The 23,836-nt window shown below is 70.9% G+C and carries 22 protein-coding genes; 8 read left to right on the top strand and 14 right to left on the bottom strand.

The genetic code is table 11. The features are described from left to right. Positions 1 to 307 (bottom strand): hypothetical protein (locus ACI3KX_RS18335; protein ID WP_404910624.1); only part of this gene is annotated, 307 nt, incomplete at its 3' end. 147 nt (positions 308 to 454) lie between these two features. On the opposite strand from ACI3KX_RS18335, the gene ACI3KX_RS18330 reads away from it, so the two are divergent. Both ACI3KX_RS18330 and ACI3KX_RS18325 read left to right on the top strand, forming a co-directional pair. Then, a complete protein-coding gene (locus ACI3KX_RS18330; protein ID WP_363356941.1) occupies positions 455 to 1,174 on the top strand; it encodes an endonuclease/exonuclease/phosphatase family protein in 720 nt (239 codons plus the stop codon). Between the two features lie 137 nt (positions 1,175 to 1,311). Beyond that, entirely contained in the window at positions 1,312 to 3,120 is a 1,809-nt protein-coding gene (locus ACI3KX_RS18325; RefSeq protein ID WP_404910623.1) for a DUF4012 domain-containing protein, read from the top strand. 12 nt (positions 3,121 to 3,132) lie between these two features. Here ACI3KX_RS18325 and ACI3KX_RS18320 read toward each other — a convergent pair whose 3' ends face one another. Genes ACI3KX_RS18320 through ACI3KX_RS18310 form a run of 3 tightly spaced genes read right to left on the bottom strand, consistent with a single transcriptional unit; the run spans position 3,133 to position 6,354 of the window. Then, entirely contained in the window at positions 3,133 to 3,960 is an 828-nt protein-coding gene (locus tag ACI3KX_RS18320; protein ID WP_404910622.1) for a hypothetical protein, read from the bottom strand. 23 nt (positions 3,961 to 3,983) lie between these two features. After that, on the bottom strand, positions 3,984 to 4,553 hold the full coding sequence (locus ACI3KX_RS18315; RefSeq protein ID WP_404910621.1) for an LPXTG cell wall anchor domain-containing protein: 570 nt from the start codon (positions 4,551 to 4,553) through the stop codon (positions 3,984 to 3,986). Positions 4,554 to 4,563: 10 nt separating this feature from the next. Beyond that, a complete protein-coding gene (locus ACI3KX_RS18310; RefSeq protein WP_404910620.1) occupies positions 4,564 to 6,354 on the bottom strand; it encodes a DUF4012 domain-containing protein in 1,791 nt (596 codons plus the stop codon). A gap of 152 nt (positions 6,355 to 6,506) precedes the next feature. On the opposite strand from ACI3KX_RS18310, the gene ACI3KX_RS18305 reads away from it, so the two are divergent. Both ACI3KX_RS18305 and ACI3KX_RS18300 read left to right on the top strand, forming a co-directional pair. Then, entirely contained in the window at positions 6,507 to 6,653 is a 147-nt protein-coding gene (locus ACI3KX_RS18305; protein WP_404910619.1) for a hypothetical protein, read from the top strand. Then, positions 6,653 to 7,114: a VanZ family protein gene (locus tag ACI3KX_RS18300; RefSeq protein ID WP_404910618.1), complete on the top strand. Its 462-nt coding sequence runs from the start codon at positions 6,653 to 6,655 to the stop codon at positions 7,112 to 7,114. The genes ACI3KX_RS18305 and ACI3KX_RS18300 overlap by 1 nt, the downstream gene beginning before the upstream one ends. Positions 7,115 to 7,127: 13 nt before the next feature. Here the strand turns inward: ACI3KX_RS18300 and ACI3KX_RS18295 are convergent, their stop codons facing one another. From ACI3KX_RS18295 to ACI3KX_RS18250, 10 genes are all read right to left on the bottom strand, one after another. After that, positions 7,128 to 7,490 carry a DUF2127 domain-containing protein gene (locus ACI3KX_RS18295; protein ID WP_349426380.1) on the bottom strand — a complete coding sequence of 121 codons (363 nt, stop codon included), beginning with the start codon at positions 7,488 to 7,490 and terminating at the stop codon, positions 7,128 to 7,130. A gap of 156 nt (positions 7,491 to 7,646) precedes the next feature. Then, positions 7,647 to 9,068, bottom strand: a complete 1,422-nt coding sequence (locus tag ACI3KX_RS18290) for a DUF222 domain-containing protein (RefSeq protein WP_404910617.1) — start codon at positions 9,066 to 9,068, stop codon at positions 7,647 to 7,649. A gap of 212 nt (positions 9,069 to 9,280) precedes the next feature. Further along, complete coding sequence (locus ACI3KX_RS18285; RefSeq protein WP_404910616.1) at positions 9,281 to 10,264, bottom strand: GDP-L-fucose synthase family protein; 984 nt, start codon at positions 10,262 to 10,264, stop codon at positions 9,281 to 9,283. After that, entirely contained in the window at positions 10,261 to 11,304 is a 1,044-nt protein-coding gene (gmd, locus tag ACI3KX_RS18280) for a GDP-mannose 4,6-dehydratase (protein ID WP_404910615.1), read from the bottom strand. Before gmd ends, ACI3KX_RS18285 begins: the two co-directional genes overlap by 4 nt. 253 nt (positions 11,305 to 11,557) lie before the next feature. Beyond that, positions 11,558 to 12,868 carry a UDP-glucose dehydrogenase family protein gene (locus ACI3KX_RS18275; protein ID WP_404910614.1) on the bottom strand — a complete coding sequence of 437 codons (1,311 nt, stop codon included), beginning with the start codon at positions 12,866 to 12,868 and terminating at the stop codon, positions 11,558 to 11,560. 24 nt (positions 12,869 to 12,892) lie between these two features. Beyond that, complete coding sequence (locus tag ACI3KX_RS18270; RefSeq protein WP_404910613.1) at positions 12,893 to 13,594, bottom strand: 4'-phosphopantetheinyl transferase family protein; 702 nt, start codon at positions 13,592 to 13,594, stop codon at positions 12,893 to 12,895. Then, the gene (locus ACI3KX_RS18265) at positions 13,581 to 13,835 is read right to left on the bottom strand and encodes an acyl carrier protein (RefSeq protein ID WP_349426386.1); all 255 of its coding nucleotides are present in this window, start codon (positions 13,833 to 13,835) and stop codon (positions 13,581 to 13,583) included. The genes ACI3KX_RS18270 and ACI3KX_RS18265 overlap by 14 nt, the downstream gene beginning before the upstream one ends. A 19-nt stretch (positions 13,836 to 13,854) precedes the next feature. Then, complete coding sequence (locus ACI3KX_RS18260; protein WP_404910612.1) at positions 13,855 to 14,982, bottom strand: acyl-CoA dehydrogenase family protein; 1,128 nt, start codon at positions 14,980 to 14,982, stop codon at positions 13,855 to 13,857. Further along, complete coding sequence (locus tag ACI3KX_RS18255; protein WP_404910611.1) at positions 14,979 to 16,718, bottom strand: acyl-CoA dehydrogenase family protein; 1,740 nt, start codon at positions 16,716 to 16,718, stop codon at positions 14,979 to 14,981. The genes ACI3KX_RS18260 and ACI3KX_RS18255 overlap by 4 nt, the downstream gene beginning before the upstream one ends. Next, complete coding sequence (locus tag ACI3KX_RS18250; protein WP_404910610.1) at positions 16,715 to 18,496, bottom strand: fatty acyl-AMP ligase; 1,782 nt, start codon at positions 18,494 to 18,496, stop codon at positions 16,715 to 16,717. Before ACI3KX_RS18250 ends, ACI3KX_RS18255 begins: the two co-directional genes overlap by 4 nt. A gap of 204 nt (positions 18,497 to 18,700) precedes the next feature. Between ACI3KX_RS18250 and ACI3KX_RS18245 the strand changes: the two genes are divergently transcribed. From ACI3KX_RS18245 to ACI3KX_RS18230, 4 genes are all read left to right on the top strand, one after another. After that, positions 18,701 to 19,273, top strand: a complete 573-nt coding sequence (locus tag ACI3KX_RS18245; protein ID WP_404910609.1) for an acyltransferase — start codon at positions 18,701 to 18,703, stop codon at positions 19,271 to 19,273. Further along, on the top strand, positions 19,270 to 20,466 hold the full coding sequence (locus ACI3KX_RS18240) for a glycosyltransferase (protein WP_404910608.1): 1,197 nt from the start codon (positions 19,270 to 19,272) through the stop codon (positions 20,464 to 20,466). Before ACI3KX_RS18245 ends, ACI3KX_RS18240 begins: the two co-directional genes overlap by 4 nt. 180 nt (positions 20,467 to 20,646) lie before the next feature. Further along, complete coding sequence (locus ACI3KX_RS18235; RefSeq protein ID WP_404910607.1) at positions 20,647 to 22,164, top strand: sugar transferase; 1,518 nt, start codon at positions 20,647 to 20,649, stop codon at positions 22,162 to 22,164. A 23-nt stretch (positions 22,165 to 22,187) separates the two neighbouring features. Then, on the top strand, positions 22,188 to 23,372 hold the full coding sequence (locus tag ACI3KX_RS18230) for a glycosyltransferase (RefSeq protein WP_404910606.1): 1,185 nt from the start codon (positions 22,188 to 22,190) through the stop codon (positions 23,370 to 23,372). The last annotated feature ends 464 nt before the right edge of the window (positions 23,373 to 23,836 follow it).

Raw genomic sequence — 23,836 nt, 5'->3', positions numbered from 1 at the left:
ATGCCGCCTCGGTCTCGAACGCCCGGGCGACGACCGCGGCGGCGCGCTCGAACTCGAGAGCCTTGTCGACGGCCGCCCGGCGCTGGGCGACCACGGCGTCGGCGGCGGCGTACTCGGCGCGCAGGCGCGCACGCTCGGTCTCGTCGAGGCCGGGGCGTCGTGCAGTCCGCTCCAGCGCCTCTCCGGCGCGGGCGCGGAGGGCGACGCTGAGGCGGAGCTCGCGCTCGGCGGCTTCGCGCGCGGTGTGGCTCGCGGCGACGGCGTCGGCGAGATCGGCGCGGACGGCGGATGTGGATGTTGCGGCCATGGGATCCTCCCGGGTTCTCGGCACACCACTCCAGAGGCGCGGCATCCGGTTTTCGTACATCGGAGGATCCACGCTCCCTGTGAGGTCGTGATGTGGACTTGTCAAGGTCATCCGCCCGCAACGTCGGCGGCATAGGCTGGCCTCGATATGAAGGTCATCTCGTACAACCTGCGCAAGCACCGGGCGGCGGGCGAACTCGCCCACCTGGTGGAGCGGCACGGTGCGGATGTGCTCTGCCTGCAAGAGGCGGACACGACCGACATCCCCGACGAGATCTCGGGTCTGCGGCTGGCGGACTCGACCCAGCGCAACCGGCTGGGCCTCGCGCTGTACTACCGCGAGAACACTTATCGCGCCGTCGACGTGCGCGCCCTCGCGCTCAAGAAGTCGCTTCACGACCGGGTGCTGAAGCCGGCGGAGGAGCGGATGCTGGGGGTCAGGCTCCACGACATCGATGAGAACATCGACATCATCGTGGCCTCGTTCCATGCCGCGCCGCTGACGGCGCTGAACTCGCTGCGGCGCCACCAGATCCGCACCGCGCTGGGTGAGCTGCAGCAGCTGGGCGACGGGCTCCCGGCGCTCATGGTCGGCGACTACAACTACCCGGTGTTCAAGGAACGGCTCGGCCAGCACGTGCGCGAGCAGGGCTATGAGCTCAACCTCTCGGACTCGCGCACGTACACGCGCTACCGCTTCTTCCGCGGGCACTACGACTTCGCGACGTCGGTCGGGTTCGAGATCGACCGTGTGCGGACGCTGCCCCAGGGACTCAGCGACCATCTGCCCATCCTCGTGACCGCTCACCCGGCCGCCGGAGTGCGGCGTGTCGTCGAGGTGCTCGACGCCGAGACCGGCGCCGCCTGAGTCCCACCCCCTGGCGTTTCAGGAGCCCCCTGTATTACTGACGGGCCGCGCGTACCATGGGGAGCGTGGCGATGGGGAACGTCACGCGCACCGTATCCGAGGGTGCGCGAACTGGGGTTGCTTACGATGCCGGGGCAATGCCTGTTCCGACGCGCCGGCGGCGCGTGTGGCCCTGGATCCTGTTCGGTGTCCTCGCCGCGCTGCTCGCGGCCGCTGTGGTGGCCGGCGCGCTCGCGATGCAGTTCTGGTCCGAGGCGCAGCGGGCCCGCGCCGCGGTCCAGCGGGCGGCAGCCGGCATCGCAGAACTCCGCGACAGCCTGGACGGGGCCGACGAGGCGCAGCTTCTCGCGGCGACGGACGAGATCCAGGCGAACGTCACGCTCGCCGTCCGGACCGTCGATGGCCCGCTGTGGGACCTCGCCACTCGCGTCCCGTTCGTCGGGCAGAACGTCGATGCGGTGCGGCGGGTGACGCATGCGGTCGACGTCCTCGTCGAGCGCGCCCTGACACCGGGACTGCAGTTCCTGTCGGTCACCGACTTCGACGACCTCACGCTCGACGGCGGCGGGATCGACCTCGAGCCGTTCCGGCAGGTGCAGAGCTCGATCCCCGAGATCGCGGCAGCCTTCGCCGACGCGCAGTCGATCGTCGCGCCGATCGACACGGCGACGCTCCTTCCCGAGGTGAGCGCGTCGATCTCGGACATCCTCACCTTCATCGACGTCGCGACCCCGGCACTCGGAGTAGCCGAGACGTACCTGCCGACGCTGCTCGACATGGCAGGTTCGGGAGGAACCAAGACCTACCTCCTGATCTTCCAGAACAACGCCGAGATCCGTGCCACGGGCGGGAACCCGGCGGCGAGCATGATCGTGACCCTCACCGACGGCAAGCTCGGGTACGTGGATCAGGCGAGTTCGCAGACGTTCTACGACGCCGGAACGCAGGACGATGTGTACGTGGCGCTGCCCGCCGAGACCACCGGGCTGTATCTGCCCACGTTCGCGAAGCATTCGCAGGATTACACCTTCACGCCCGACTTCCCGACGACGGTGCAGCTCTTCCAGGCCCTGTGGACCCACACGACCGGCGCGACGTTCGACGGTGTCGTCTCGATCGACCCCGTCGTGCTCTCGTACATGCTCGGCGTCGCCGGACCCGTGACGCTCGGTACGGGGGAACAGCTCACCGCAGACAACGCCGTCTCGGTGCTGCTCCGCGACGCGTATGAGCGCTATCCCGAGAGCCGCGACTCCGATCAGTTCTTCGCGGATGCCGCGAAGCAGGTGTTCGCGCACCTCACGACCTCGGCATGGGACCCCCTGCTGATGCTGGGGGCGCTGGAGAAGGCTGCCGCAGAGCAGCGGGTCAACCTCGCGTTCGTCGACCCGGCGGCGCAGGCGCTCGCCGTCGAGCTCGGTGTGGACGGCGCGCTGGCCGGCGACACCACGACGCAGACGCAGGTGGGGATCTACCTGAACGACTCCTCCGTCGGCAAGCTCGAGTACCACTTGACGACGTCGATCATCGCGACGTGCGACGCCGCGGCGCGGACGATCACGACCACGATGACGCTGGCGAACGGCATCGACGACGACATCCGAAGCCCGTACACGCTCGGACTCCGCAACTGGCGATTCGGTCTGCCGCGCACCACGATGATCCTCGACGTGCTGTTCTTCGCGCCTCCCGGCGCTCAGATCACGCACACCGTCCCGGCGGTGGGGGACGTCGCGCGGTGGGAGCGCAGCGGCGTCGAGAAGGGCAACACCGCACTCAGCAAGACGGTGTTCGTCGGCAAGGGCGAGACGGTGACCACCGCATTCACGGTCGCGCTGCCGCCCGGCGACCTCGCTCCGCTGCGACTGCGTCACAGCCCCACGGCGACCGCGACCACCGTCACGATCGACCCGAGCTGCGCGACGCTCTTCCCGGCTGCCGAGTGACGGCCGGACGCGTCAGAGGAGTGTCGGATCCGGGTCGGACCACTTCTCGATGCCCTGCACCACCCAGAACGCGAAGAACAGGATGAGCGCGACCGCTTCGACGATGAGCACGATCGGGATGCCGGATCCGTCGGCGCCGGGCAGCAAGATGACGTACGCGATCAGGGTGAGAACGAGTCCCACGGCGATGACCGTGTAGAGCACGCGGAACACCGGCGTCGGCTGCGGACCCCGGCGAGGGAAGGCGTTGCGCACCGCGACCGCGGCGAACAGTGCGAAGAAGGCCGTCGTCGCGACGAAGTGCGCCTGCTGCAGGAAGGCGTCGCGTGCGAACACCCAGGTGAGTGCCGTGACGGCGAGCACGACCACGGCCACGAGCAGCGACGGCCATACGGCGGCGAGCGAGACCTGACCGAGCGCGGCGAGCACGAGGGCGACGAGGAGTACGAGCGCGCCGAGCACGAGGTACACGGAGACGCCGTTCGCGGCATCCGCTTCGTACTGCGGCGGGAAGCAGCGCGCTGTGCAGTCGACGACGACGCCGGGCACGGCATCCGCTGACAGCGTCGTCGGCACGAGGGCGATGAGGGGTGCGAACAGCGCGGCGGCATCGAGGAGCGCACGCTCGGCGCCGCGACCCGACAGCGCGAAGAGTGCGAGGGACACCGCGATCAGTGCGCCGACGAACACGTCGCGGGCGGGAGTGTAGAAGTAGTCACTCACCGACGTGAGCCAGCCGTAGGTGGTCGCCGCCTGTGCGATCGCGGCGAAGATCGCGACGACGGTGCCGGCGATGCCGATCCGCAGGTACCGGTACGTGCGCTCGAGCGAGGTCGACACGGCGGGTCAGCGCGAGCCGTGGGTCAGCGCGAGTCGCGCGAGCGCCGCACCGCGGCGACGACGGCGAGCGCGGCGCCGGCGAGCAGGAGCGCGCCGCCGCCGATCCAGAGGCCGATGGTCTGGCCCTGGTCGAGACCGGTCGCGGGCAGTCCGTCGGCGCCGGTGATCGTGACGGCGGCGGTGCCGCCGGCGGACGTCGACGAGACGGCCGCGATGTTGTACGTTCCCGTCGCGTTCGAGGGAAGGGCGATGTCGATGGGGGCGAGCGAGCCGTCCTCGGCGGAGGACGTCGTGTCGCTGGCGGTGGTGATCGCGAAGCGCACCATGCCGATGCTCGCGCCGGCGCCGTTCTCACCGGTGACGGTGATCGTCACCGTCTCGTCGGACGAGAAGGTCTCGGCCGCGCACGCGAAGACGATGGTGCCGCCCGCCTGCGCCGTCGCCGGCGTGGTCGTGCACGAGCCCGACGGCGGATAGATCGTCGAGGCGCTCGCCGCCGTGGGCACAGCGATGACCGCTCCGAGTGCGAGCGTCGCGACGAGAGCGGCTTGGGGGAGGAACCGGGGCATAGGTGTACTGATGATGTGGGGCATCGAGAGCAGTCTACGAACCCCCGCACACGGCGGCAACCGCGGCGGGGGGTGTCAGCGTGGGAGTCATGGCGGCTTCGAGGGTCGAGGCGACGGGTGCGGCGGCCCGCGCGACGACAGTTGCGGTCGCCGTCTGGCCGGGTGGGAGGTCGATCGCGAAGCTCAGGACGCGGCGTCCGTCGTGCGTTCCGCCGCCGAATCCCGACCCGTCCGACATCGTCGCGTCGATCAGGTCGAAGCCTTCGGGCAGATACAGATAGCCGATGGTGCGGGTGATGCCGGCCGGCACACCGAAGCCGCTGTCCCCGGTGATGTACGGCGGAAGGTTGGCGGCGTCGGCCGGAGCGGTGTTGCCGATTGTGACGGTGAGCACGGCGTCGCCGGTCGCCCGGCCTGCGGCGTCGAGGCTGCAGCCGTCCCAGGCGAGGGTGGCCGAGGCGTTCTGGTAGAAGTCCATCTTCGAGCCGGTGCCGTCGTTGACGTACACGCCGAAGCGCGCGGCGTCGTCGTCCGATCCCGGCAGGCCGCCCGCGAGAGTGGTGTCTGCCAGGAGGCCCTGCTCCGCCTCGTGCGCACTCCACAGCAGCAGGCGGTCCTCGTCGCCGGCCCGGGTGAGTGCGGTCACGAGCGCCGCGGGATCGACGTCGCCGCCCGACAGCTTCGCGAACACCGAAGCCGCTGCGACGGCGAAGAAGGCGTCCTGGTCGGCCGGTCGCGGGTAGCGCGCATACACCTCGTTGAGGAGCAGCGGCACGGCGGTGTCGGGCGCGAGCACGTCGCCGGTGGGCAGGGTGATCGGCCCGGTCGCCTGGAGGAGGTACGACAGAGCGACCGGGTCGAGTGCGATGACGCCGTCGACCTGCTGCCCGCCGTGCTCGCGGGCCCACATCTCGCGCGCGAGGGCGGCGCTCACCGCGAAGTCGGGCACCTGGGTCACGTTCTGGATGAACCGCGCGGGGCGTTCGCCGTAGATGGCGGTGATCTCGTCGTCCAGCGGCAGCACCGCGTCGTCGTAGCGGTCGTAGTCGCTCGACGATTCCTGCGCCGCCAGACTCAGCGCGCCGCCGTCTGTGTGGATGAGCGCCATCGCACCGGGGATGCCCCCCAGCGAGCGCCACTCGGCGTTGTTCTGAAAGAGCACGAGGTAGTTGCGAGGGCCATCGGCGCCCAGCATCGACGGGATGAGCTGCGCGGCGCGCGCGAGCGCGTCGGTGGCGGTCCCGGCCTCGGTCAGGAGGCCATCGACCTCGTCGACCGCGGTGCGCACGGGGGTGACCAGCGCAGTGCGGTCGATCGCCGAGACGGATGCCGCAGCCGCGCCGACCCCGTCGGTCGCGGTCTGGGCCGCGCCGCTGATCTGCTGCAGCGGCGCGAGGTCGAGGCGACCGCCCTGTGGGCGCAGCGCATCGACCTGGAAAGTGCCGGCCACCTCGGAGAGCGGACGAAGGGCGGTGCCCGCCACACCGTCGAGCGATTCGGCGACGGTGGCGACGGCGGCGAGCTGGGGTCCGACCCACGGGACGCCTTCCGCGAGCTTCCACACCGGGTCGGAGGTGAGGGCGTGAGCAGCGCCGGTGTCGGCCGCGAGGGCGGCGATCGCGTCGCTCGCGGCGGCGGGGTCGGCGAGGCTGTCGCGGACGGCGGCAGCGGTCTGCTGCGCGTCGCGCAGGTGGCTGTAGGCGAGTGCGCCGCGGATGCCGACCCATGCGGCGCCGAGGATCGCGACCAGCAGGACGACGCCCAGGACGACGGCGAAGACGGTGCCGCTGGTGCGCGCAGAGCGGGGCAGAGGCGAGTCGGTCACCGATCCACCATACGATGCGGCTCAGGCGATCCTGAGCGTGAGACCCGTTGCGAAACCTTCCTGTCGACCGGCCGCAACATGCCGAGCGTAGGGTGGGGCCCGTGACGAGGGGGTCGCGTGACGTTCCGACTTCGGGGAATGGGGGGCGCGCGATGGCACGATCGAGACGACGGCGGCGCTACGACATCGGACACGAGCCGTGGTTGCTGCGTGAGTACGGTGGGGCGCCGATGTGGGTCATCTGCCTGGCGCTGGCGTTCCTCGTCGCCGTGGGCGTGGTGTGGCTGGTGGCCGGCTGATGACCGATGCACCCGCGCTCATATCCGCCGCCCCGACGACCGCGGCCGTCGCGGCGGTGCATGTCAGACGGGGTCAGCGGCGCGGCATCCGTCTGCTCGTCGTCTATGCCGTGGTGCTGGCGTTGATCGCGTTCTGGCCCGTACCCGTCGACCGCGGCGCGTCGGACTTCTTGCGGGCCATCTCTTCCGTCGTGCCCTGGCTGACCTACGACGTGATCGAGACGGCCGCGAACGTCCTGCTGTTCGTGCCGTTCGGAGTCCTGCTGGCGCTCGCTCTTCCCCTGCAGCGAGGACTGGTGGTGCCGTTGGCACTCGCCACGACGCTGGTGATCGAGTCGGGGCAGGCGCTGCTCCTCGCTGAGCGCACCCCGAGTCTGCGTGACATCGTCGCGAACGTGCTCGGCGCGGCGATCGGCCTCGCCATCGTGCAGCTCGTCGAACGGCGTGCGGCGCCGAAGTGACCGGTACCGCGCGTCAGCGACCGAAGTAGCTGCGAGCGTCGCGGGTGCTCAGCAGGATCAGTCCGATGAGCGACAGCAGCGACCCGCCGATCACCGACCAGAGGCTGGCGCCGGAGAAGAGTCCGAGCACCTGCAGGACGATGGTGATGGCGAAGACGACCATCGCGATCGTGCGGGCGGTGGGGTTGCCGCGCCACAGCCCGACGCCGACGGCGAGGGTGATGGCGCCGATGATGAGGCTGATCCAGCCGAGGATCGCCGGCCAGGTGATGAAGAGACCGGCGATGATCACGAAGATCGATCCGACGATCTGCAGAAAGCCGGAGATCCAGGCGATGATGGCGACGAGCGTGACGCCGAGCGGGCGCTGAGACATGGGTGAGTCCTCCGTGGCGAGACAGATACTGCTGACGGCTCCAACGTAGCGGTCGCCTGCCGCCAGGCACGTCTTTCACCGCGCAGACCGTTCACGTTTCACCGGGCACGTCTTCACCGGGTATACCTTTCACGCTCACCTGCTCGAGCTCGGCGCTCAGAAGGGAGCGGCGGTTTCGTCGCCCGGCACGAAGACGACGCGCCGCGGGGGATGGTCGAGGTACGGCCTGCCGGCCGGACTGGTCCACTCGAGGACTCCGCCGGCGAGTTGACGCACCGTCCAGTCCGTCGAGTGCTTCAGCGTGTGATGTCGTCTGCAGAGGCAGGCGAGGTTGCGGATGTCGGTCGGACCGCCTCGGGCGTGGTCGTGCGTGTGGTCGTCATCGCACAGGCGTGCCGGCCTTCGGCATCCGGGGAAGCGGCAGTGCGGATCCCGGGCCCTGAGGTACCGCTGCTGTGCCGTGGACGGCTGGTAGCGGTCGACCGCGAGGACCATCCCGGTCACCGGATCGGTCATCACGCGGTCCCAACCCGGCGCGTCACCGGCGAGGCGTCGTGCGGTGGCGGGGTCGACGGGCGCGACGCCGTCGAGTTCGGCCCCGCCGCTCGTGACCCCGGTCAGGGTCGTGACGGGCACCGTGATCTGCACCGTCGCGCGGATCGCGCCGAGTCCGCCCGGCGCAGCGTCGAGGGTCGGATCGATCACCGGAGCGCCGGTGAGGAGCATGTCGGCGACGAGGTCGGCGCGGACCTGGTCGATCGTCCGCTGGTCGAACCACGCTGCTTCGTCGAGGCCGGAATCGGCGACGGAGCCGGACGCGGTCTCGCTGCAACTGTCGGGCGCGGTCTCGCTGGAACTGCCGGGCGTGCCAGTGGGCGCGGCATCCGTCGAGTCTTGCGTCATCCGGAACGCGCGCCGGCGTGCGGTGTCGACGCGTTTGATGAGCTTGGCCTGCCGGGTGGTGCGGTCGAGGATGCCGTGGGCGAGCGCGGTCGGGAGCAACTGGTTCAGCAGTGACATGCCGTCGTCGAGGTCGGTCACCCAGATGCGGCGGCCCTGCACCGCGAGATCGTGGCGCTCTTGAAGGGTGAGCGGGTTGCGGATGTCTGCCTGCTGCCGGGCGTAGGCGCGGGTGCGCGCCGGCGTCGTCGTCTCTGCGTATTCGAGAACCGCGCGTTCGAACTCGGCCCGTGCCGTGGGCTCGTCGATCGCGCCGCCGCCGTCGAAGATCGCGGTCACGTGGGCGCGCGAGATGCGCCCCTCTTCGAGGGCTGTCACTGTGGCCGCGAACGAGGTGGTGAGCCGATGTGCGTCCCACATGTGCGACTGCATCGTGCGGTCGTTGACCTTGACGGCGAGTCCGAGCTCGGCCGCCAGCGCGCGCAGCGGCATGTCGCGTTCCTTCGTGCGTGCCGACGGGATGCGCGCCTGCTGCGTCTCAGCGAGGGCGAACGCGTCGGCCAGGAGGCGCAGCTTGCGGCCGTGGAGAGCGGCCTCTTCGGCGTGGAGGCGGCGCAACTCGTCGGCCAGCGCGCCGGCGCGCTGCGCCTCGACCCTGTCGCGTTCCGCGTCGTCCACGATGTGCCCTTTCGCCGCGCCATGCGCGGCCGTTCCCGAACGGGATGCCTCTGACCCGAGCCGCGGGGCACATCGTGGCTGAGTCGTTCCGACGAAGCCGGAACCCGATCTCTTCGCTACTTCCATGATGCCGAGGGCCTCCGACATCGGCGGCTGTCGCCGCCGCGCCAACCCGGAGCGACGGTCCGGCCCGTGGATGTGCGTGACGCCGGCTATCCGCGGAGGCTGCCGATGTGGTCGCGGTACCAGGCGACGGTGCGGTCCAGCCCGTCTGCGAGCGAGATCTTCGCTGTCCAGCCGGCGTCGGCGAGCTTGGAGACGTCGAGCAGCTTCTGCGGGGTGCCGTCGGGCTTGGTGGTGTCCCACTCGGTCTCGCCTTCGTACCCGACGACGCCGGCGATGGTCTCGGCGATCTCGCGGATGGTGACGTCCGTGCCGGTGCCGACGTTGACCTGCTCCGGCCCGTCGTAGTGCTCGAGGAGGTGCAGCACGGCATCCGCCATGTCGTCCGAATGCAGGAACTCGCGCCGGGGGGTTCCGGTGCCCCAGTTCGTCACCGACGCCGCTCCGGACTTCGCCGCCTCGTCGTAGCGGCGGATCAGCGCCGGCAGCACATGCGAGCCCTTGGCGGAGAAGTTGTCGTTCGGTCCGTACAGGTTCGTCGGCATCGCCGAGATCCACGGCAGCCCGTACTGGCGCCGCACCGCCTGGACGTTCAGGATGCCGGCGATCTTCGCGATCGCGTACGCGTCATTCGTCGGTTCCAGATGCCCGGTGAGCAGCGCGTCCTCCCGGATCGGCTGCTCCGCGAACTTCGGGTAGATGCACGAGGACCCCAGGAACGCGACCCGCTCCACCTCGTACTTGACCGCCCCGTCCATCACGTTCGACTGGATACGCAAGTTGTCGCTGAGGAAGTCCACCGGATACGTGCTGTTCGCAAGGATGCCGCCCACCTTCGCCGCCGCCAGCACCAGATACTTCGACTTGATCTCCGCCAGATAGTCGAACACCGCGTCGCGGTCCTTCAGGTCCAGCTCCGCGGACGTCTTGCCGACGATGTTCGTGAATCCGGCGGCCTCCAGTTTCCGGACGATGGCCGAACCCACCAGCCCGCGGTGACCCGCCACGTAGAAGGTCGCATCCCGATCCAGCGGCGCCGGGACGTACTGCACAGCGTCGGTGGTGGCCGTCACTTGCCGACCAGTGAGGGCTCGGATGTCCAGGAGACCAGGTTGACGGCGTCGATCCACTCCGGACGCTTGTCCAGCGCCTCCACGTCGGCGTCGACCATCAGCTCGGCGACCGCCATCCCGTCGAGTGTGGTCTTCCAGCCGAGCTTCTCGTGGGCCTTCGTGGGGTCGCCGATGAGTGCGTCCACCTCCGTCGGACGCAGGTAGCGCTCGTCGAACTTGACGAACTCCTGCCAGTCCAGGCCGACGTGCCCGAATGCCGCCGCGAGGAAGTCTCGGATCGTGTAGCCGATGCCGGTGGCGAGCACGAAGTCGTCCGGCTCCTCGACCTGCAGCATCCGCCACATCCCCTCGACGTACTCCGCCGCATACCCCCAGTCTCGGATGGAGTCCAGGTTGCCGAGATAGAGATCCTTCTGCTCACCGGCCTGGATACGGGCGACCGCGCGGGTGATCTTGCGCGTGACGAAGGTCTCACCGCGGCGGGGCGACTCGTGGTTGAAGAGGATGCCGTTCACCGCGAAGAGGTCGTACGCCTCCCGGTAGTTCTTCGTGATCCAGAAGCTGTACAGCTTGGCCGCGGCGTAGGGCGAGCGAGGATAGAAGGGCGACTGCTCGTTCTGAGGGGGAGGCGTGGCTCCGTAGAGCTCCGACGTGGAGGCCTGGTAGAACTTCGTGTCGATGCCCGAGAGTCGTACCGCTTCGAGCAGACGGATCGTGCCGATGCCCGTCGTGTCGGCGGTATGCACGGGCTCGTCGAACGACACCCTCACATGCGACTGCGCGGCCAGGTTGTAGACCTCGTGCGGATGGATCTTCATGAGCAGAGTCACCAGGCCCGCCCCGTCGCTGAGGTCCCCATAGTGGAGGAAGAGCCGGGCGCTCGGGTCGTGGGGATCGACGTAGAGATGGTCGATGCGATGCGTGTTGAAGGTCGACGCACGGCGTATGAGGCCATGGACCTCGTAGCCCTTTCCGAGCAGCAGCTCGGCGAGGTATGAGCCGTCCTGACCGGTGATACCGGTGATGAGTGCACGCTTCACGTCGTACTCCGTCCCCCAGCGACTCGCGGAGGGCGTACGAACGCCTCCGCACAAGTCACGGAATACTCGACGCCGACAGCCAGGCTCTTGGTGGGCCTGTCGGGAGCTGTCTCACCGTCGAGAACAGTGCGACGATACCGCAGTCCGCGCGGCGAGAATAGGGCTCTCGTCAGGCGCTCTCGTCAGGAGCTCCCGGCAACGACCGACGCCGGGGTATGAGCTCCGGCCGCGGCGGTCGCGAAGGAGCCGGGTGTTACGGGCGTCCCATGCCGTAGTACGTCCACCCGGCGGCCCGCCAGGCGGCGGCGTCCCATCCGTTGCGGCCGTCGACGACGACGCGGCCGGCGGTGAGGGTGGAGGCGTGTTCGGGGGTGAGGTCGCGGCGGTATTCGTCCCATTCGGTGACGAGCACGATGGCGTCGGCTTCGCGGAGGGCTTCGTCGCGGTCTTCGACGTAGTTCAGCTGGGGGTGCAGGCGCTGGGCGTTGGGGATGGCGGCGGGGTCGGTGATGGTGACCCAGGCTCCGAGCCCGTGCAGGCGGATGGCGACGTCGAGGGCGGGGGAGTCGCGGATGTCGTCGCTGTAGGGCTTGAACGCGGCGCCGAGCAGGGTGACGTTCTTCTTGAACACGGAGCCGCCGAACGCGTTGATGACGAGGTCGACGGCGCGGTCGCGGCGGCGGAGGTTGATGGCGTCGACTTCGCGGAGGAAGGCGACGGATTCGCCGCGGCCGAGTTCTTCGGCGCGGGCGGAGAACGCGCGGATGTCTTTGGGGAGGCAGCCGCCGCCGAAGCCGATGCCGGCGCCGAGGAAGCGGCGGCCGATGCGCACGTCGTGTCCGATCGCGTCGGCGAGCTGGGTGACGTCGGCGCCGGTGACTTCGGCGATTTCGGCCATCGCGTTGATGAACGAGATCTTGGTGGCGAGGAACGCGTTGGCGGCGACCTTGACCAGTTCGGCGGTGGCGCGGTCGGTGACGATGAAGGGCGTCTCTTTGGCGACGGCCGGGTGGTACACCTCGCGCAGGATGTCGGCGGCGCGCTCGCCGTCGTCGCCGGCGTCCACGCCCACCACGAGGCGATCCGGGTCGATGGTGTCCTTGACGGCGTAGCCCTCGCGCAGGAACTCGGGGTTCCAGACCAGCGTGGCGCCGGTGGCTTCGATGCGGGGTGCGAGGTCTGCCGCGGTGCCGACGGGTACGGTCGACTTGCCTGCGACGATGTCACCGGCAGACAGGTAGGGGAGCAGGCCGTCGACGGCCGCGTTGACGTAGGTGAGGTCGGCGGCGTAGCCGTCCTTCTGCTGCGGTGTCCCGACGCCGATGAAGTGCACTGTCGCGCCGGCGGCCTCGGCCATGTCGGTCGTGAACCTCAGGCGGCCCGACTCGACTCCGGCGGTGAGCAGTTCCTGCAGGTCGGGCTCGAAGAAGGGCGCCTCGCCGCGGGAGAGGGCGTCGACCTTCCGCCGGTCGACGTCGATGCCGACCACGTCGTGACCGATCGAGGCCATAGCGGCCGCGTGGACGGCGCCGAGGTACCCGCAGCCGATGACAGACATACGCATGAGAGTGCCCTTCCAGGGATGGGACTAGACGATCGCCCTGACGGACGACCGAGAACGGGAAGGGGCAGCATCGACCCAGCTGACAGCGATCCTTGCATGAGTGACGCCCGATGCGGGAGTCAGCACACCGCGGACGGCGTGGTTGTTACGCAGGTCGGCGACCGCGAGCTCGCGGAAATCCAGTGCGAGACCCTCGCCGACCGCCTTGGCATAGGACTCCTTCACAGTCCACAGCTGGGTGAGCCATGACCTCCGACCGGTGGACTCCAGGCCGTCGGCGTGGCGGCGCTCCGCCGGCGTGCACAGGCGCCGCGCCAGCGCCGGCTGGTCGAACACCGGCGCGACCAGCTCGATGTCCACGCCGATGCGGCCGTGCTCGACGACCCCGACCACGAGCCGGTCACCGGCGTGGGCGATGCTGACGTCCAGCGTCGAGCCCGCGAGTCGTGGCTTGACGCCGCGCGGCGTCGCCTCGAACCCTCGCCAGGCGCGCCCCAGGCGTCCGGTGACGATGTCGCGCACCCACCTCCTCGCGGTCAGGTAGGACGCAAGTCGTGACTCGTCGAGCGAACCGAGGGCTGCGGCATCCGCTCCAAGGAGGTGCGCGGCGTCGACGAGGTCGTGGTCGAGGTCGTCGCGCGCGGGGATGCGGCCCATCACGACGTGCACCCCGCGCGCCGAGACGAGGCTTCGGCGTGCACCCGTCGCGGGGTCACTCGTCGACACGCTGGCGGATTCCCTCGGCGAGCTCGCGGATGGTGGGGTGATCCCACACGATCGTCGGGTCGACCTCGAGCTCGAACTCATCCTCGATGTCTCCGCAGAGCGTGAGGGCGTAGACAGAGTCGAGCCCGAGTTCGGCGAGCGGCGTGTCGACGGTGAAGTCGTCGGCCTGCATCTTGCCGTAGGCGACGACGCGTCCGACGAGCCACTGCTCGATCTCGGTGGCGGTCAGCTGTGCGGGCATGGTGTCGTCCTTTCGCTGGTCACAGGGGCGTCACGGTCGCGCGAGCGGGACCGATCGCCATCTCCTCGCCGCTCGCGGCGCGGGCTTCGGCGTGCGCGACGAGCCGCGCCACGAGGTCGGTGGGAAGCGGAGGCTGTCGTCGCACCACGCGTCCCCGGATGCGTCGGAGACACGCCTCCATCGCGAGGGGGTCGGCCGCGATAGCCTCCGAGCCGCGCGCCTGCCTCCAGCCGTCGATGACGGCTGCGGCCGCGGTGAGCAGCGCGACCCGATGCGCGAGTTCGAGCGCCTGGTGCGGGTCTGCCGTCCCATGCCCGCCCGCGTCCACCGCGGCGACAGTAGCCCCGGCAGCGGCCGCGAGCTCGGCATGCACCTCGACGGCGCCGGGCGCGTCCGACGCGATCACCGCGGCGACGTCCGGCTGAAGGAGCGCGCGGGGCGCCGTGGACCCTGCGTCGCCGCACCAGGCCTCCACCGCGGCGGCCGCCGACGGCAGTGCGTCGGCGAGGTCCGGTACGAGGGTGGAGAGCGCGGAGAGGTCGCGCACATGCTGCTCGATGAGCTCGAACGGCGCGATCCGCGCGTAGAACGTCGAGCCGGCGAGCACCGACACCTGCTGGGCCGCCTCAGCCAGCAGCAGGCACGTCAGGTGGGCGCTCAGCGCGACCGCGACGGGGGCCGCGGGCGCGTGCGCGTCCGCCAGGCACACGGCGGCGCTGCTGAGCGCGTCGGCGGTCAGGGCGTCGGCCAGAGCCGCAGCCAGCAGCGAGCGGGCATGCGGGATGTCGAGCACGGTCCCGCCGTACAGCTGACGGCTGTGGGAGTAGTCGACGGACTCGCGCAGCGCGGCGTCGAGCGCTCCGAGCGCCGCCGCAGGCACCGCGGCCCGGATTGCGATGACCCGGGCGAACCCGGACCCCTGCACGACAGCCACCGGGACGATGTCGGATGCCGGCTGGGCCGTCGTGCCGAACCGGTACGTCCGCAGCGCGCTCGTCACCAGATGGCTGCCGTCGGGCGCGGTACCGCCGACGGCGGTCCCCCCGACGGCGAGGCGCCCGATGAGCGGTTCGAGCGCGTCGAGTCCTGCCGAGACGTCGCGCTGGAAGGCGGGACGCGCGCGCTCCACGCTCTCGGCGATGCTCACGATCGCTCCGTCCACGAGGGCAGCAGCGTGACCGCGCCCCCGGCGTGCGCGCGCAGCGCGGCGTCGAGCAGGGCGTCGGCGACCGCGGTGTCGACGGTGTCCGCTCCGAGCCGGTTCGCCACCCGCTGCAGCACGGCCGCGAGCCACGCGTCGCTCTCTCCGAGCGGACCAGGGATCGCGCCCGCCCGTGCGAGATGGACGGCCAGGGCGCACGCGGCCCCGAAGACGAGCGCGAATCGCTCGGCGAGGTGGAAGGCGAGCGGATCGGGCTGCGACTGCCGGGGCAGGTCGCCGGCCTCGGCGAGCAGCGCGGTGTACTCGCCGAGGATCCAGCGCGCCGCGTCGACCGCGGCACGGGACGTGCGACCGTCATCCACCGCGTCGACGAGCGCCGGCAGCGAACGCAGCAGCCGTGATCCGTGCCGGGTGACGAGGCGCAGCGATGCCGTGTCGAGTGCGTCGTGCTCCACGTCCGCGCGGAGCGGCGCGAGCACCTCCGGCAGCGGCGGCGGCGCTGCCGGACGCAGCTGGTTGGGCAGCTCGTTGACGATCATGTTGAGGTTGACCACCGAGTTGCCGTCGAAGATCCCGACGACGCGGCTGTCGCGCGCGGCCTTCTGGAACGCGCCGAAGGCGGACGGATGCAGCCCGCCCGAGCCCTCCGAGCCGACGATGAGCGCCCGGGGCCCGAGCAGACGGGTGAGGTCGCGGAAGAGCAGGTCGGCGGTGTCCGGGCCGAGGAACTTCACGAGCGCGCTCACGAGCGCCATCTCGCCGGGCACGGCGTGCGCCGAACGCACGCCCACCAGCATCAGGCATTCGACCAGCAGCGCGTCGGCGACGGCGATGCCCAGCGCACGCCGTGACGTCGGCGAATCGAGCAGGCGGCCGCGCGCGCCATCCGGCACGGCGGCGGCATCGAGAGCGGTCTGCAGCGCCCGGTCGACGGCGCCCAGCGACAGGCCGGTCGTGAACGGCCGGGTCAGCTGCAGGCTCTTCAGCACGATCTCGAGTCCGTGCCCGGCGGGGCCGACGACGGCATCCGCACCGACCACGGATCCCTCGAACCGGATGCCGGCGAGGTTGGCGCCGCGCAGGCCGTGCGAGGCGACCTTGGCCTCGTAGCCGATCGTGGCGGGGTCGGCCTCTTCCTTGTCGACCAGCACGAGCGACAGCGACCGGGGCCCTGGCCGTTCGTCGGAGCGGGCGAGTACGGTCATCGCCCGGCAGCGGACGGCGTTGTTGATCGGCCACTTCCCGCCGTCGACGCGCACGGTGCCCGTGCCGATCTGCGCGGACGTCGCGGATCGCGACAGGTCCGAGCCGCGGCCGCGCTCGGTCAGCCCCCACGACACCGGGCTCCCGGTGCCGACGAGGCCCGCCATGCGGGTCGCGATCTCGCCGCCCGCGACCCAGGCGCAGATCGCGCCGAGGAAGGTCTTGCCGTGCACGGCGGCGACGGTGAAGTCGCGCCGGGCGAGGTGACGGATCATGAGCAGCGGCACGAGCGCGTCGCCGAGATTTCCGCCGTGGGCCGCGGGCACGTACCACTGCTGCAGTCCGAACGCGGTGACGGCCGCGATCTCGTCCTCCGGGAACGCCGACCTCTCGTCGAGCAGCACCGATCGCCTCGTCGAGACGACCGCCTCGTCGTCGGCGGGGTCCCCGAGGAAGGCGTCGAACGCGCGCACGGGGGCGAGTGTGCCGGCATCCGCGCCGGTGGCGACCGCGGTCATGCCGAGACCGTTTCGAACCCGTCGAGGTGGACGAGCTGCAGTCGCTGCTGGTGCAGGAGCCGGCGCGTGAGTGCGCGCTGCACCTTGCCGCTGGTGGTGCGCGGCAGCGTGCCCTTGCGGATGAGCGCCACGCCGAGGGCAGGCAGGGTGAACTCCGTCGCGACCCGCGCGCGCAGCGCCGTGGCGAGTGCGTCGAGGTCTTCGGCGGTCGCCGAGGGATCCACCTCGGCGACGATGCCCACCTCGGGCGCCACGCCCGGGCGCTCGAAGGCGGCGCTGAGGCATCCTGCACCCAGCAGCTTCGCCGCGCTGTGCTCGAGGTCCTGGGGATAGATGTTGCGCCCGCGGACGATGATGAGGTCCTTGAGGCGGCCGGTGATGACGAGTTCGCCGTCGACCATCGCGCCGAGGTCCCCGGTGCGCAGGTACACCTCGTCGGCGACGCCGGCGAGGGTCGCACCGAACTCCGCCGCGGTCTCGTCGGGCCGGCGCCAGTAGCCCTGCGTCACGCTCGTGCCGCGCACCCAGATCTCGCCGATGCGTCCGTCGCGAAGCTCCACGGTCGTGGCCGGATCGACGATCGCGATCTCCATGCCGGCACCGGGGGCACCGCACGGCACAAGCTCGGCGGTGCGCTCGCCGGGGCTCGCGGCCGCGATCTCGTCGCGCTCGAGCGCTTCGGCGCTGACGACGATCGCCCGCGGCGGCACGGTGTCGCGGTGCGCGGTGATGAGCAGTGTCGTCTCGGCCATGCCGAATGCCGGCACGAACGCTTCGCCGCGGAACCCCGCCGCCGCGAACCGCGCGGTGAACGCGTCGAGGGTGTCGAGGCGCACCGGCTCCGCGCCGGTGATCACGGTCTGCAGCGACGACAGGTCGAGTTCGGCGAGCTGATCGTCGGTCACGAGACGGCTGCACAGGGCGAACGCGAAGTCCGGCCCGACGGTGTGGGTCGCCCGGTGCTCACTGATCAGCCGCAGCCACAGCACCGGCCGGCGCAGGAACTGCGACGGCGACGTCATGTGCAGCATCGCGCCGGTGAAGAGGGGCTGCAGGATCTGACCGATGAGGCCCATGTCGTGGTAATGCGGCAGCCAGCCGACGGTGATCGAGTCCGCCGTCATGCCGACGATGCCGCCGATCGCCTGCTGGTTCGCGTACAGGTTCGCGTGCGACACCATGACGCCCTTGGGAAGCCCGGTCGATCCCGACGTGTACTGCAGGATCGCGAGCGCCGACTCGTCGATGTCGGGCATGCTCCAGTCCTCCGCAGAGGCGGCGGCAGGTCCGTCGACGGCGATCACGGCGGCGTCCGCGATCGACGTCTCGCCGGCGAGGCCGAGTCCGTCCAGGGCCCCGGTCTCGGTGAGCACGGCCTTCGCCCCGGCGTCCTCGAGGATCGCGAGCAGGCGCTGGCGGACGGCATCCGTATTCCGCATCGCCGTGATCGGCACCGGGGCTGCCGCGACCCCCGCATACAGGCACGCGAGCAGCGCACGCACGAACGGCAGGCCCGGCTCGAAGGCGAGGATCACGACGTCGCCGGGCGTGAGGCCGGCGCGGGCGAACTCGACCGCGCGAGCCCGCGCGTCGGCATCGAGGTCGACGTACGACACCTCGGCGACATCGACGGGCGAGCGATAGAAGCGGATGCCGCGGCCCGCGGCATCCGTCGCCGACCGGCGCAGCCTGCGCACGAACTCGGTCCCGCTCTCTGCCGCGCCGCCCTCCCTCGCGGGCGCCCCGGCCCGTGGCACGTGCACGTCACTCTCGGTCATCATGGACTCCCCTCGGTCCTGACGCCTTCGCGCCCCGCGAGTTCCGTCCACTCCCCACAGCCTCAACAGCCGACGGATCCAGCGGCGACACTGCGGCACCCTCGTGGTACAGACTGACCGACGCAAGCGACGCCGCTGTTACACGCGCGTTAACTCTCCGGCACCCTCCTCGTGGCGCCGATCGCGGCGGCTAATCTGAGCGGCGTGGGGCGGATCAATGGGTATGGGGTGCTGCTGGGGGCGCAGCGGCTGCGGGACTCGGCATACAGCCGTCTCGTCGCCGGGGGCTTCCAGTCGTTCGGCGCGGGCTCGCGCATCATGCTGCCCGCGCGCATCGCGAACCCCGACCGGATCGCCGTCGGCGCCGGCGTGCTCATCGGCGCGGGCTCATGGCTGATGGTCCCCTCGCGCGATGAGCCGGGGCCCGTGATCGAGCTCCACGACCGCGTGCGCATGCGCGGCGCCTCGATCTCGGCGGTGCGCAGCGTGGTGATCGAAGAGGCGGTCGGCATCGCGGCCGGGGTGTACATCTCCGACCACAGCCACGGCTTCGACCTCGTCGACGTGCCGATCCGCGACCAGCCGCTGACCGAACCCCGCCCGGTGCGGATCTGCCGCGGCGCGTGGCTCGGCCAGAACGTCGTGGTGATGCCCGGCGTGACGGTCGGGGAGGGCGCGGTCGTCGGCGCGAACGCGGTCGTCACGCGCGACATCCCGCCGCGAACGGTCGCCGTCGGCGCGCCGGCACGCGTCGTGCGAGAGCTGGTGCCCGGGTGACGGAAGCGGACTCGCGCATCCACCGCACGGCGGCCGGACGCACAGCCGAAGGCACCGACGACTTCGTGTTCACCTTCTCCTTCGAGACATACGCGGATGCCGTGCGCCGCGGCATGATGCGGCCGCCCGACCGCATCGTCTCCAGCCTCATGCGCAGCCCGAACGTCGGCCGCATGGTGGTGGCGAACCCGTTCCGCTGGCTGCCGCGGGTGACGATGTCGCCGGTGCTCGACCGGGACGCCCGGTTTCCGGCATCCGACCGGATCTGGCTGCACTCGCCCGCCCGCCGCCGGCGCGCGGACCGTCTCGACCCGGCGGAGGTCGCCGCCGAGTACGCGGAGTACGACGCGTCGCTGCGGCGCGAGGCGCAGCGCCGTGGGCTCAGCGATCCGGTGGCGCTGACCTGCAATCCGCTCGTCGCCGGCTTCTCGCCCTTCGACTGGGCACGGCAGACCACGTTCTTCGCGCGCGACGACTGGCTGAGCTCTCCGGGGCGCAGCGAGTACTGGCCGGCCTTCCGCGAGGCGTACCGCCGCATCTCGGCGTCCGGTCGCAGCGTCGTGGCCGTCTCGGCGCAGATCCTCGAGCGCATCGAGCCCACCGGGCCGCACGAGGTGGTCGCCAACGGCGTCGAGCCCGCCGAATGGCTGCAGGCGCCGCCTCCGGAGCCGGCGTGGCTCGCCCGCGTGCCGCGACCGCGGGCCGTGTACGTCGGCACGCTCGACAGCCGGCTCGACGTCGAGGGGATCGCCGACTTCGCGCGTGCCCGGCCCGACGTGCACACCGTGCTGATGGGTCCGCTGCCCGATGCGGCGTACATCGCCCCGCTGCGGGCGCTCGCCAACGTGCATGTGCACGGCAGCGTCGGCCGCGCGGAGCTGATCGCGACGCTGCGCAACTGCGATCTGGCTCTCGTCGCGCACCGGCGCACGCCGCTGACCGAGGCGATGAGTCCGCTGAAGCTCTACGAGTACCTGGCGGCCGGCCTGCCCGTCCTGTCGATCGACCTGCCGCCGGTGCGCGACATCAGCGACCGCGTGTGGCTGACGCCCGCGGTCTCGGACTTCGTCGACGTGGTGGACGCGGCGCTGCAGGCGGGTCCCGCCGAGGATTCCGCGAGGACCGCCTTCATCGAGGCGAACTCGTGGACCGCCCGCCACGAGCGGATCATCACGCTCGCGCGCGGTGCCTGACACCGACGGTGTTTCGCGCGTGTCACGCGCACCCGAAGCCTGTGTAAACAGGTGGTGACCTCGCTGGTATCGCCGTAGCGGCACCGCTAGCGTGGCCTTCGCGAGCGGGGATCGCATCGACGGGCACTGGGGCCGATGGCCCCGTTATGCGTGTCGGTTGCGTTCTTTGGGGGTGCGCCCGTGTCATCTGCTTTTCTCGATCTTCGTTCGACGGCCCGACCGGCGTCTCCCGTCGAGCTGTTCTCGACGGTCGCCGAGATCGCGCCGCAGCCGCGCAGGCTGGGCTGGCGTCGCCGTCTCGCCTGGGGGATGATCGCGACGGATGCCGCGGCCATCGCGGTCGCCGTGTTCACCGCCCAGCTTCTGAGGTTCGGCGACCCGGTGCGCGCCGGTTCCGTCTCGACGACCGACGTCGCGTATGGGCTCATCAGCATCGCGCTCACCGTGGTCTGGCTGATCGCGCTCGCCGCGACCCGCAGCCGGCTGCTGCGCAACACCGGCACCGGCATGGTGGAGTACCAGCGCGTGCTGCAGTCGACGCTGTTCACCTTCGGCGCCTTCGCGGTCGTCGCCTACCTGCTCCAGCTGCAGCCGGCTCGCGGCTATCTCGCGATCGCGCTGCCCTTGGGACTCGTGCTGCTGATCGTCGGTCGCGGTGTGTGGCGCACGTATCTGCACGCGCTGCGGCGCGCCGGACGCTGCATGACGGGCGCGATCGTCGTCGGTGAGCAGGGCGACGTGCTGCGCGTCGTGGCGCAGCTGCGCAGCCACTACCGCATCGGCTACCGCGCGATCGCGGTGAGCACGCCCGGCTCGCCGCACGCGGGCCCGGTCGAGCAGTCGACCGAGGTGCTGCCGTTCGTGCCGCTCGATGACGTCGCGCGGGTCTCGAAGAATCGCCGGGCGCGCGCGGTCATCGTGGCGGGCAGCCTGCCGGGTGGCAACGACGCGATCCGGCGGCTCGGATGGGAGCTCGAGAACTCGCAAGTAGAGCTGATCCTCATGTCGCGGCTCACCGACGTCGCCGGCCCCCGCATCCACATGCGGCCCATCAATGGCCTTCCCATGGTGCATGTCGACCTGCCGCGCTACTCGGGATACAGCCACGCGGTGAAGCGCCTCTTCGACATCTCGGTCGTCACGGTCGCGCTCGTGCTGCTGGTGCCCGTGTTCGCCGCCATCGCGGTGGCCGTCCGCCTCGGCAGCCCGGGTCCGGTGATCTTCCGGCAGGAGCGGGTCGGCGCCCACGGCACGCGGTTCACCATGCTCAAGTTCCGCTCGATGGTGGTCGACGCCGAGGCGCGCCTCGCGGAGCTGCGCGCGCTCGACGAGGGCAACGGCGTGCTGTTCAAGCTGAAGGACGACCCGAGAGTCACCCGCACCGGCCGCTTCCTCCGCGCGTACTCGCTCGACGAGCTGCCGCAGCTGTGGAACGTGCTGCGCGGCGACATGAGCCTGGTCGGCCCGCGTCCGCCGCTGCCGAGCGAGGTGGAGCAGTACGAGGGCCCGGTCAGCCGCCGGCTGCTCACCCGCCCGGGGATCACCGGGCTGTGGCAGGTCAACGGCCGCTCGAACCTCTCGTGGGAGGACAGCGTGCGGCTGGATCTGTACTACGTCGAGAACTGGTCGATCACCGGAGACATCGTCGTGCTCGCGAAGACCGCCAAAGCCGTTCTGCACAGCGACGGCGCCTACTGAACCACCCGAGAGGTCGTAGGAACATGTCAGGTCTCATCGTCCAGGAATGGATAGAACGCTCGGGCGGCGCCGAACAGGTGCTGGACGCCTTCCGGATGGCGCTGCCCGACTCGCGGATGTTCGCGCTGTGGAGCGATGACGGCGAGCGGTTCCCCCGCAGCTCGGTGCACGAGTCGTGGATGGCGCGCACGCCGTTGCGCCGCCACAAGGCGATGGGGCTGCCCCTCATGCCGGCGACGTGGCGGGCGGCGACGGTGGGCTCGCTGCCGGACTGGGTGCTCACGAGCAGCTACGTCTTCGCGCACCACTGCGACTTCGGCACGCGGCGCGACGGCGTGCCCAAGTTCTCGTACGTCCACTCGCCGGCGCGGTACCTGTGGGAGCCCGAGCTCGACGGGCGCGGAAGCTCCGCGGCGCTCGCCGCCGCACGCAGCGTGCTCAAGCGCGTGGACCGCGCCGCGGCGGCGCACGCCGGCGACCTGGCGGCGAACAGCGAGTTCGTGCGCCGCCGCATCCTCCGCTCGTGGGAGCGCGACGCCCGGGTGATCCACCCGCCGGTGAAGGCCCGCGAGATCATCGAGGGCGGCGACTGGGCCGAGGCGCTCACCGCCGAGGAGCAGGCGGTGCTCGAGGCGCTCCCCGAGCGCGGCTACCTCATGGCGGCGTCGCGACTGGTGCCGTACAAGCGCCACGACGCGGTGATCCGGATGGGGGATCGGCTGGGCGTGCCGGTGGTCGTGGCCGGCACCGGACCCGAACGCGACTACCTCACGGCGCTCGCCGCATCGGCGTCGGTGCCCGTGCACATGCTGGGGTTCGTGTCGGACGCGCTCATGCGGGCGCTGTTCCAGCGCGCGCTCGCCTTCGTGTTCCCGCCCGTCGAGGACTTCGGAATCATCCCCGTCGAGGCGATGGCGGCGGGATGCCCCGTCATCGTCAATCGCGTGGGGGGCGCCGCCGAGTCGGTGATCGACGGCGTGACCGGCTTCACGGTGGACCCCGACGACCCCGTCGAGCTCGCCGCGGCGGTGGCGGGACTGGACCGCATAGACCCGGATGCCGCGCGGGCCCGTGCCGCGGAGTTCGACGTCTCACGCTTCGTCGCCGAGGTGCGGGGGTGGGTGCTGGGGTCGACGGATGCTGCGTCCCCACCTGCTTCGTCGGCGCCCGCGTCCGTACGCGCCGACGCCGCGCGGGTCTCGACCTGACGCCGGGACCCGCCTCTCCGCCTTGCTCCCGGTCGTTGAGCGAGCGAGGTACGAGCGAGTCGAAACGCGCCGCACCCTCTGCCCTGCCCCCGGTCGTTGAGCGAGCGAGGTACGAGCGAGTCGAAACGCGCCGCACCCGCCGTACACCCCGGCCCCGACGATCCCGCATATCCGGCGCGTTTCGACTGCGGGCGCCAGAGCGCCCTCCGCTCAACGACCGACCTCTGCCGGTCGTTGAGCGAGCGAGGTACGAGCGAGTCGAAACGCGCCGCACCCGGCGTACACCCCGACCCCGACGATCCCGCATATCCGGCGCGTTTCGACTGCGGGCGCTGGGGCGCCCTCCGCTCAACGACCGACCTCTGCCGGTCGTTGAGCGAGCGAGGTACGAGCGAGTCGAAACGCGCCGCACCCGGCGTACACCCCGACCCCGACGATCCCGCATATCCGGCGCGTTTCGACTG

The sequence above is a fragment of the Microbacterium sp. ZW CA_36 genome (assembly GCF_044987475.1).
In the GTDB taxonomy this organism is placed as follows: Bacteria; Actinomycetota; Actinomycetes; order Actinomycetales; family Microbacteriaceae; genus Microbacterium.
This window is presented reverse-complemented; position numbering and strand designations above follow the sequence as displayed.

Bases quoted from the DNA above. Each gene is read 5' to 3' on its own strand.
- ACI3KX_RS18230 (WP_404910606.1), top strand. From the start codon at position 22,188: ATGTCAGGTCTCATCGTCCAGGAATGGATAGAACGCTCGGGCGGCGCC.
- ACI3KX_RS18325 (WP_404910623.1), top strand. From the start codon at position 1,312: ATGCCTGTTCCGACGCGCCGGCGGCGCGTGTGGCCCTGGATCCTGTTC.
- ACI3KX_RS18250 (WP_404910610.1), bottom strand. From the start codon at position 18,496: ATGACCGAGAGTGACGTGCACGTGCCACGGGCCGGGGCGCCCGCGAGG.
- ACI3KX_RS18305 (WP_404910619.1), top strand. From the start codon at position 6,507: ATGGCACGATCGAGACGACGGCGGCGCTACGACATCGGACACGAGCCG.
- ACI3KX_RS18255 (WP_404910611.1), bottom strand. From the start codon at position 16,718: ATGACCGCGGTCGCCACCGGCGCGGATGCCGGCACACTCGCCCCCGTG.
- ACI3KX_RS18275 (WP_404910614.1), bottom strand. From the start codon at position 12,868: ATGCGTATGTCTGTCATCGGCTGCGGGTACCTCGGCGCCGTCCACGCG.
- ACI3KX_RS18265 (WP_349426386.1), bottom strand. From the start codon at position 13,835: ATGCCCGCACAGCTGACCGCCACCGAGATCGAGCAGTGGCTCGTCGGA.
- ACI3KX_RS18295 (WP_349426380.1), bottom strand. From the start codon at position 7,490: ATGTCTCAGCGCCCGCTCGGCGTCACGCTCGTCGCCATCATCGCCTGG.
- ACI3KX_RS18300 (WP_404910618.1), top strand. From the start codon at position 6,653: ATGACCGATGCACCCGCGCTCATATCCGCCGCCCCGACGACCGCGGCC.
- ACI3KX_RS18330 (WP_363356941.1), top strand. From the start codon at position 455: ATGAAGGTCATCTCGTACAACCTGCGCAAGCACCGGGCGGCGGGCGAA.
- ACI3KX_RS18315 (WP_404910621.1), bottom strand. From the start codon at position 4,553: ATGCCCCACATCATCAGTACACCTATGCCCCGGTTCCTCCCCCAAGCC.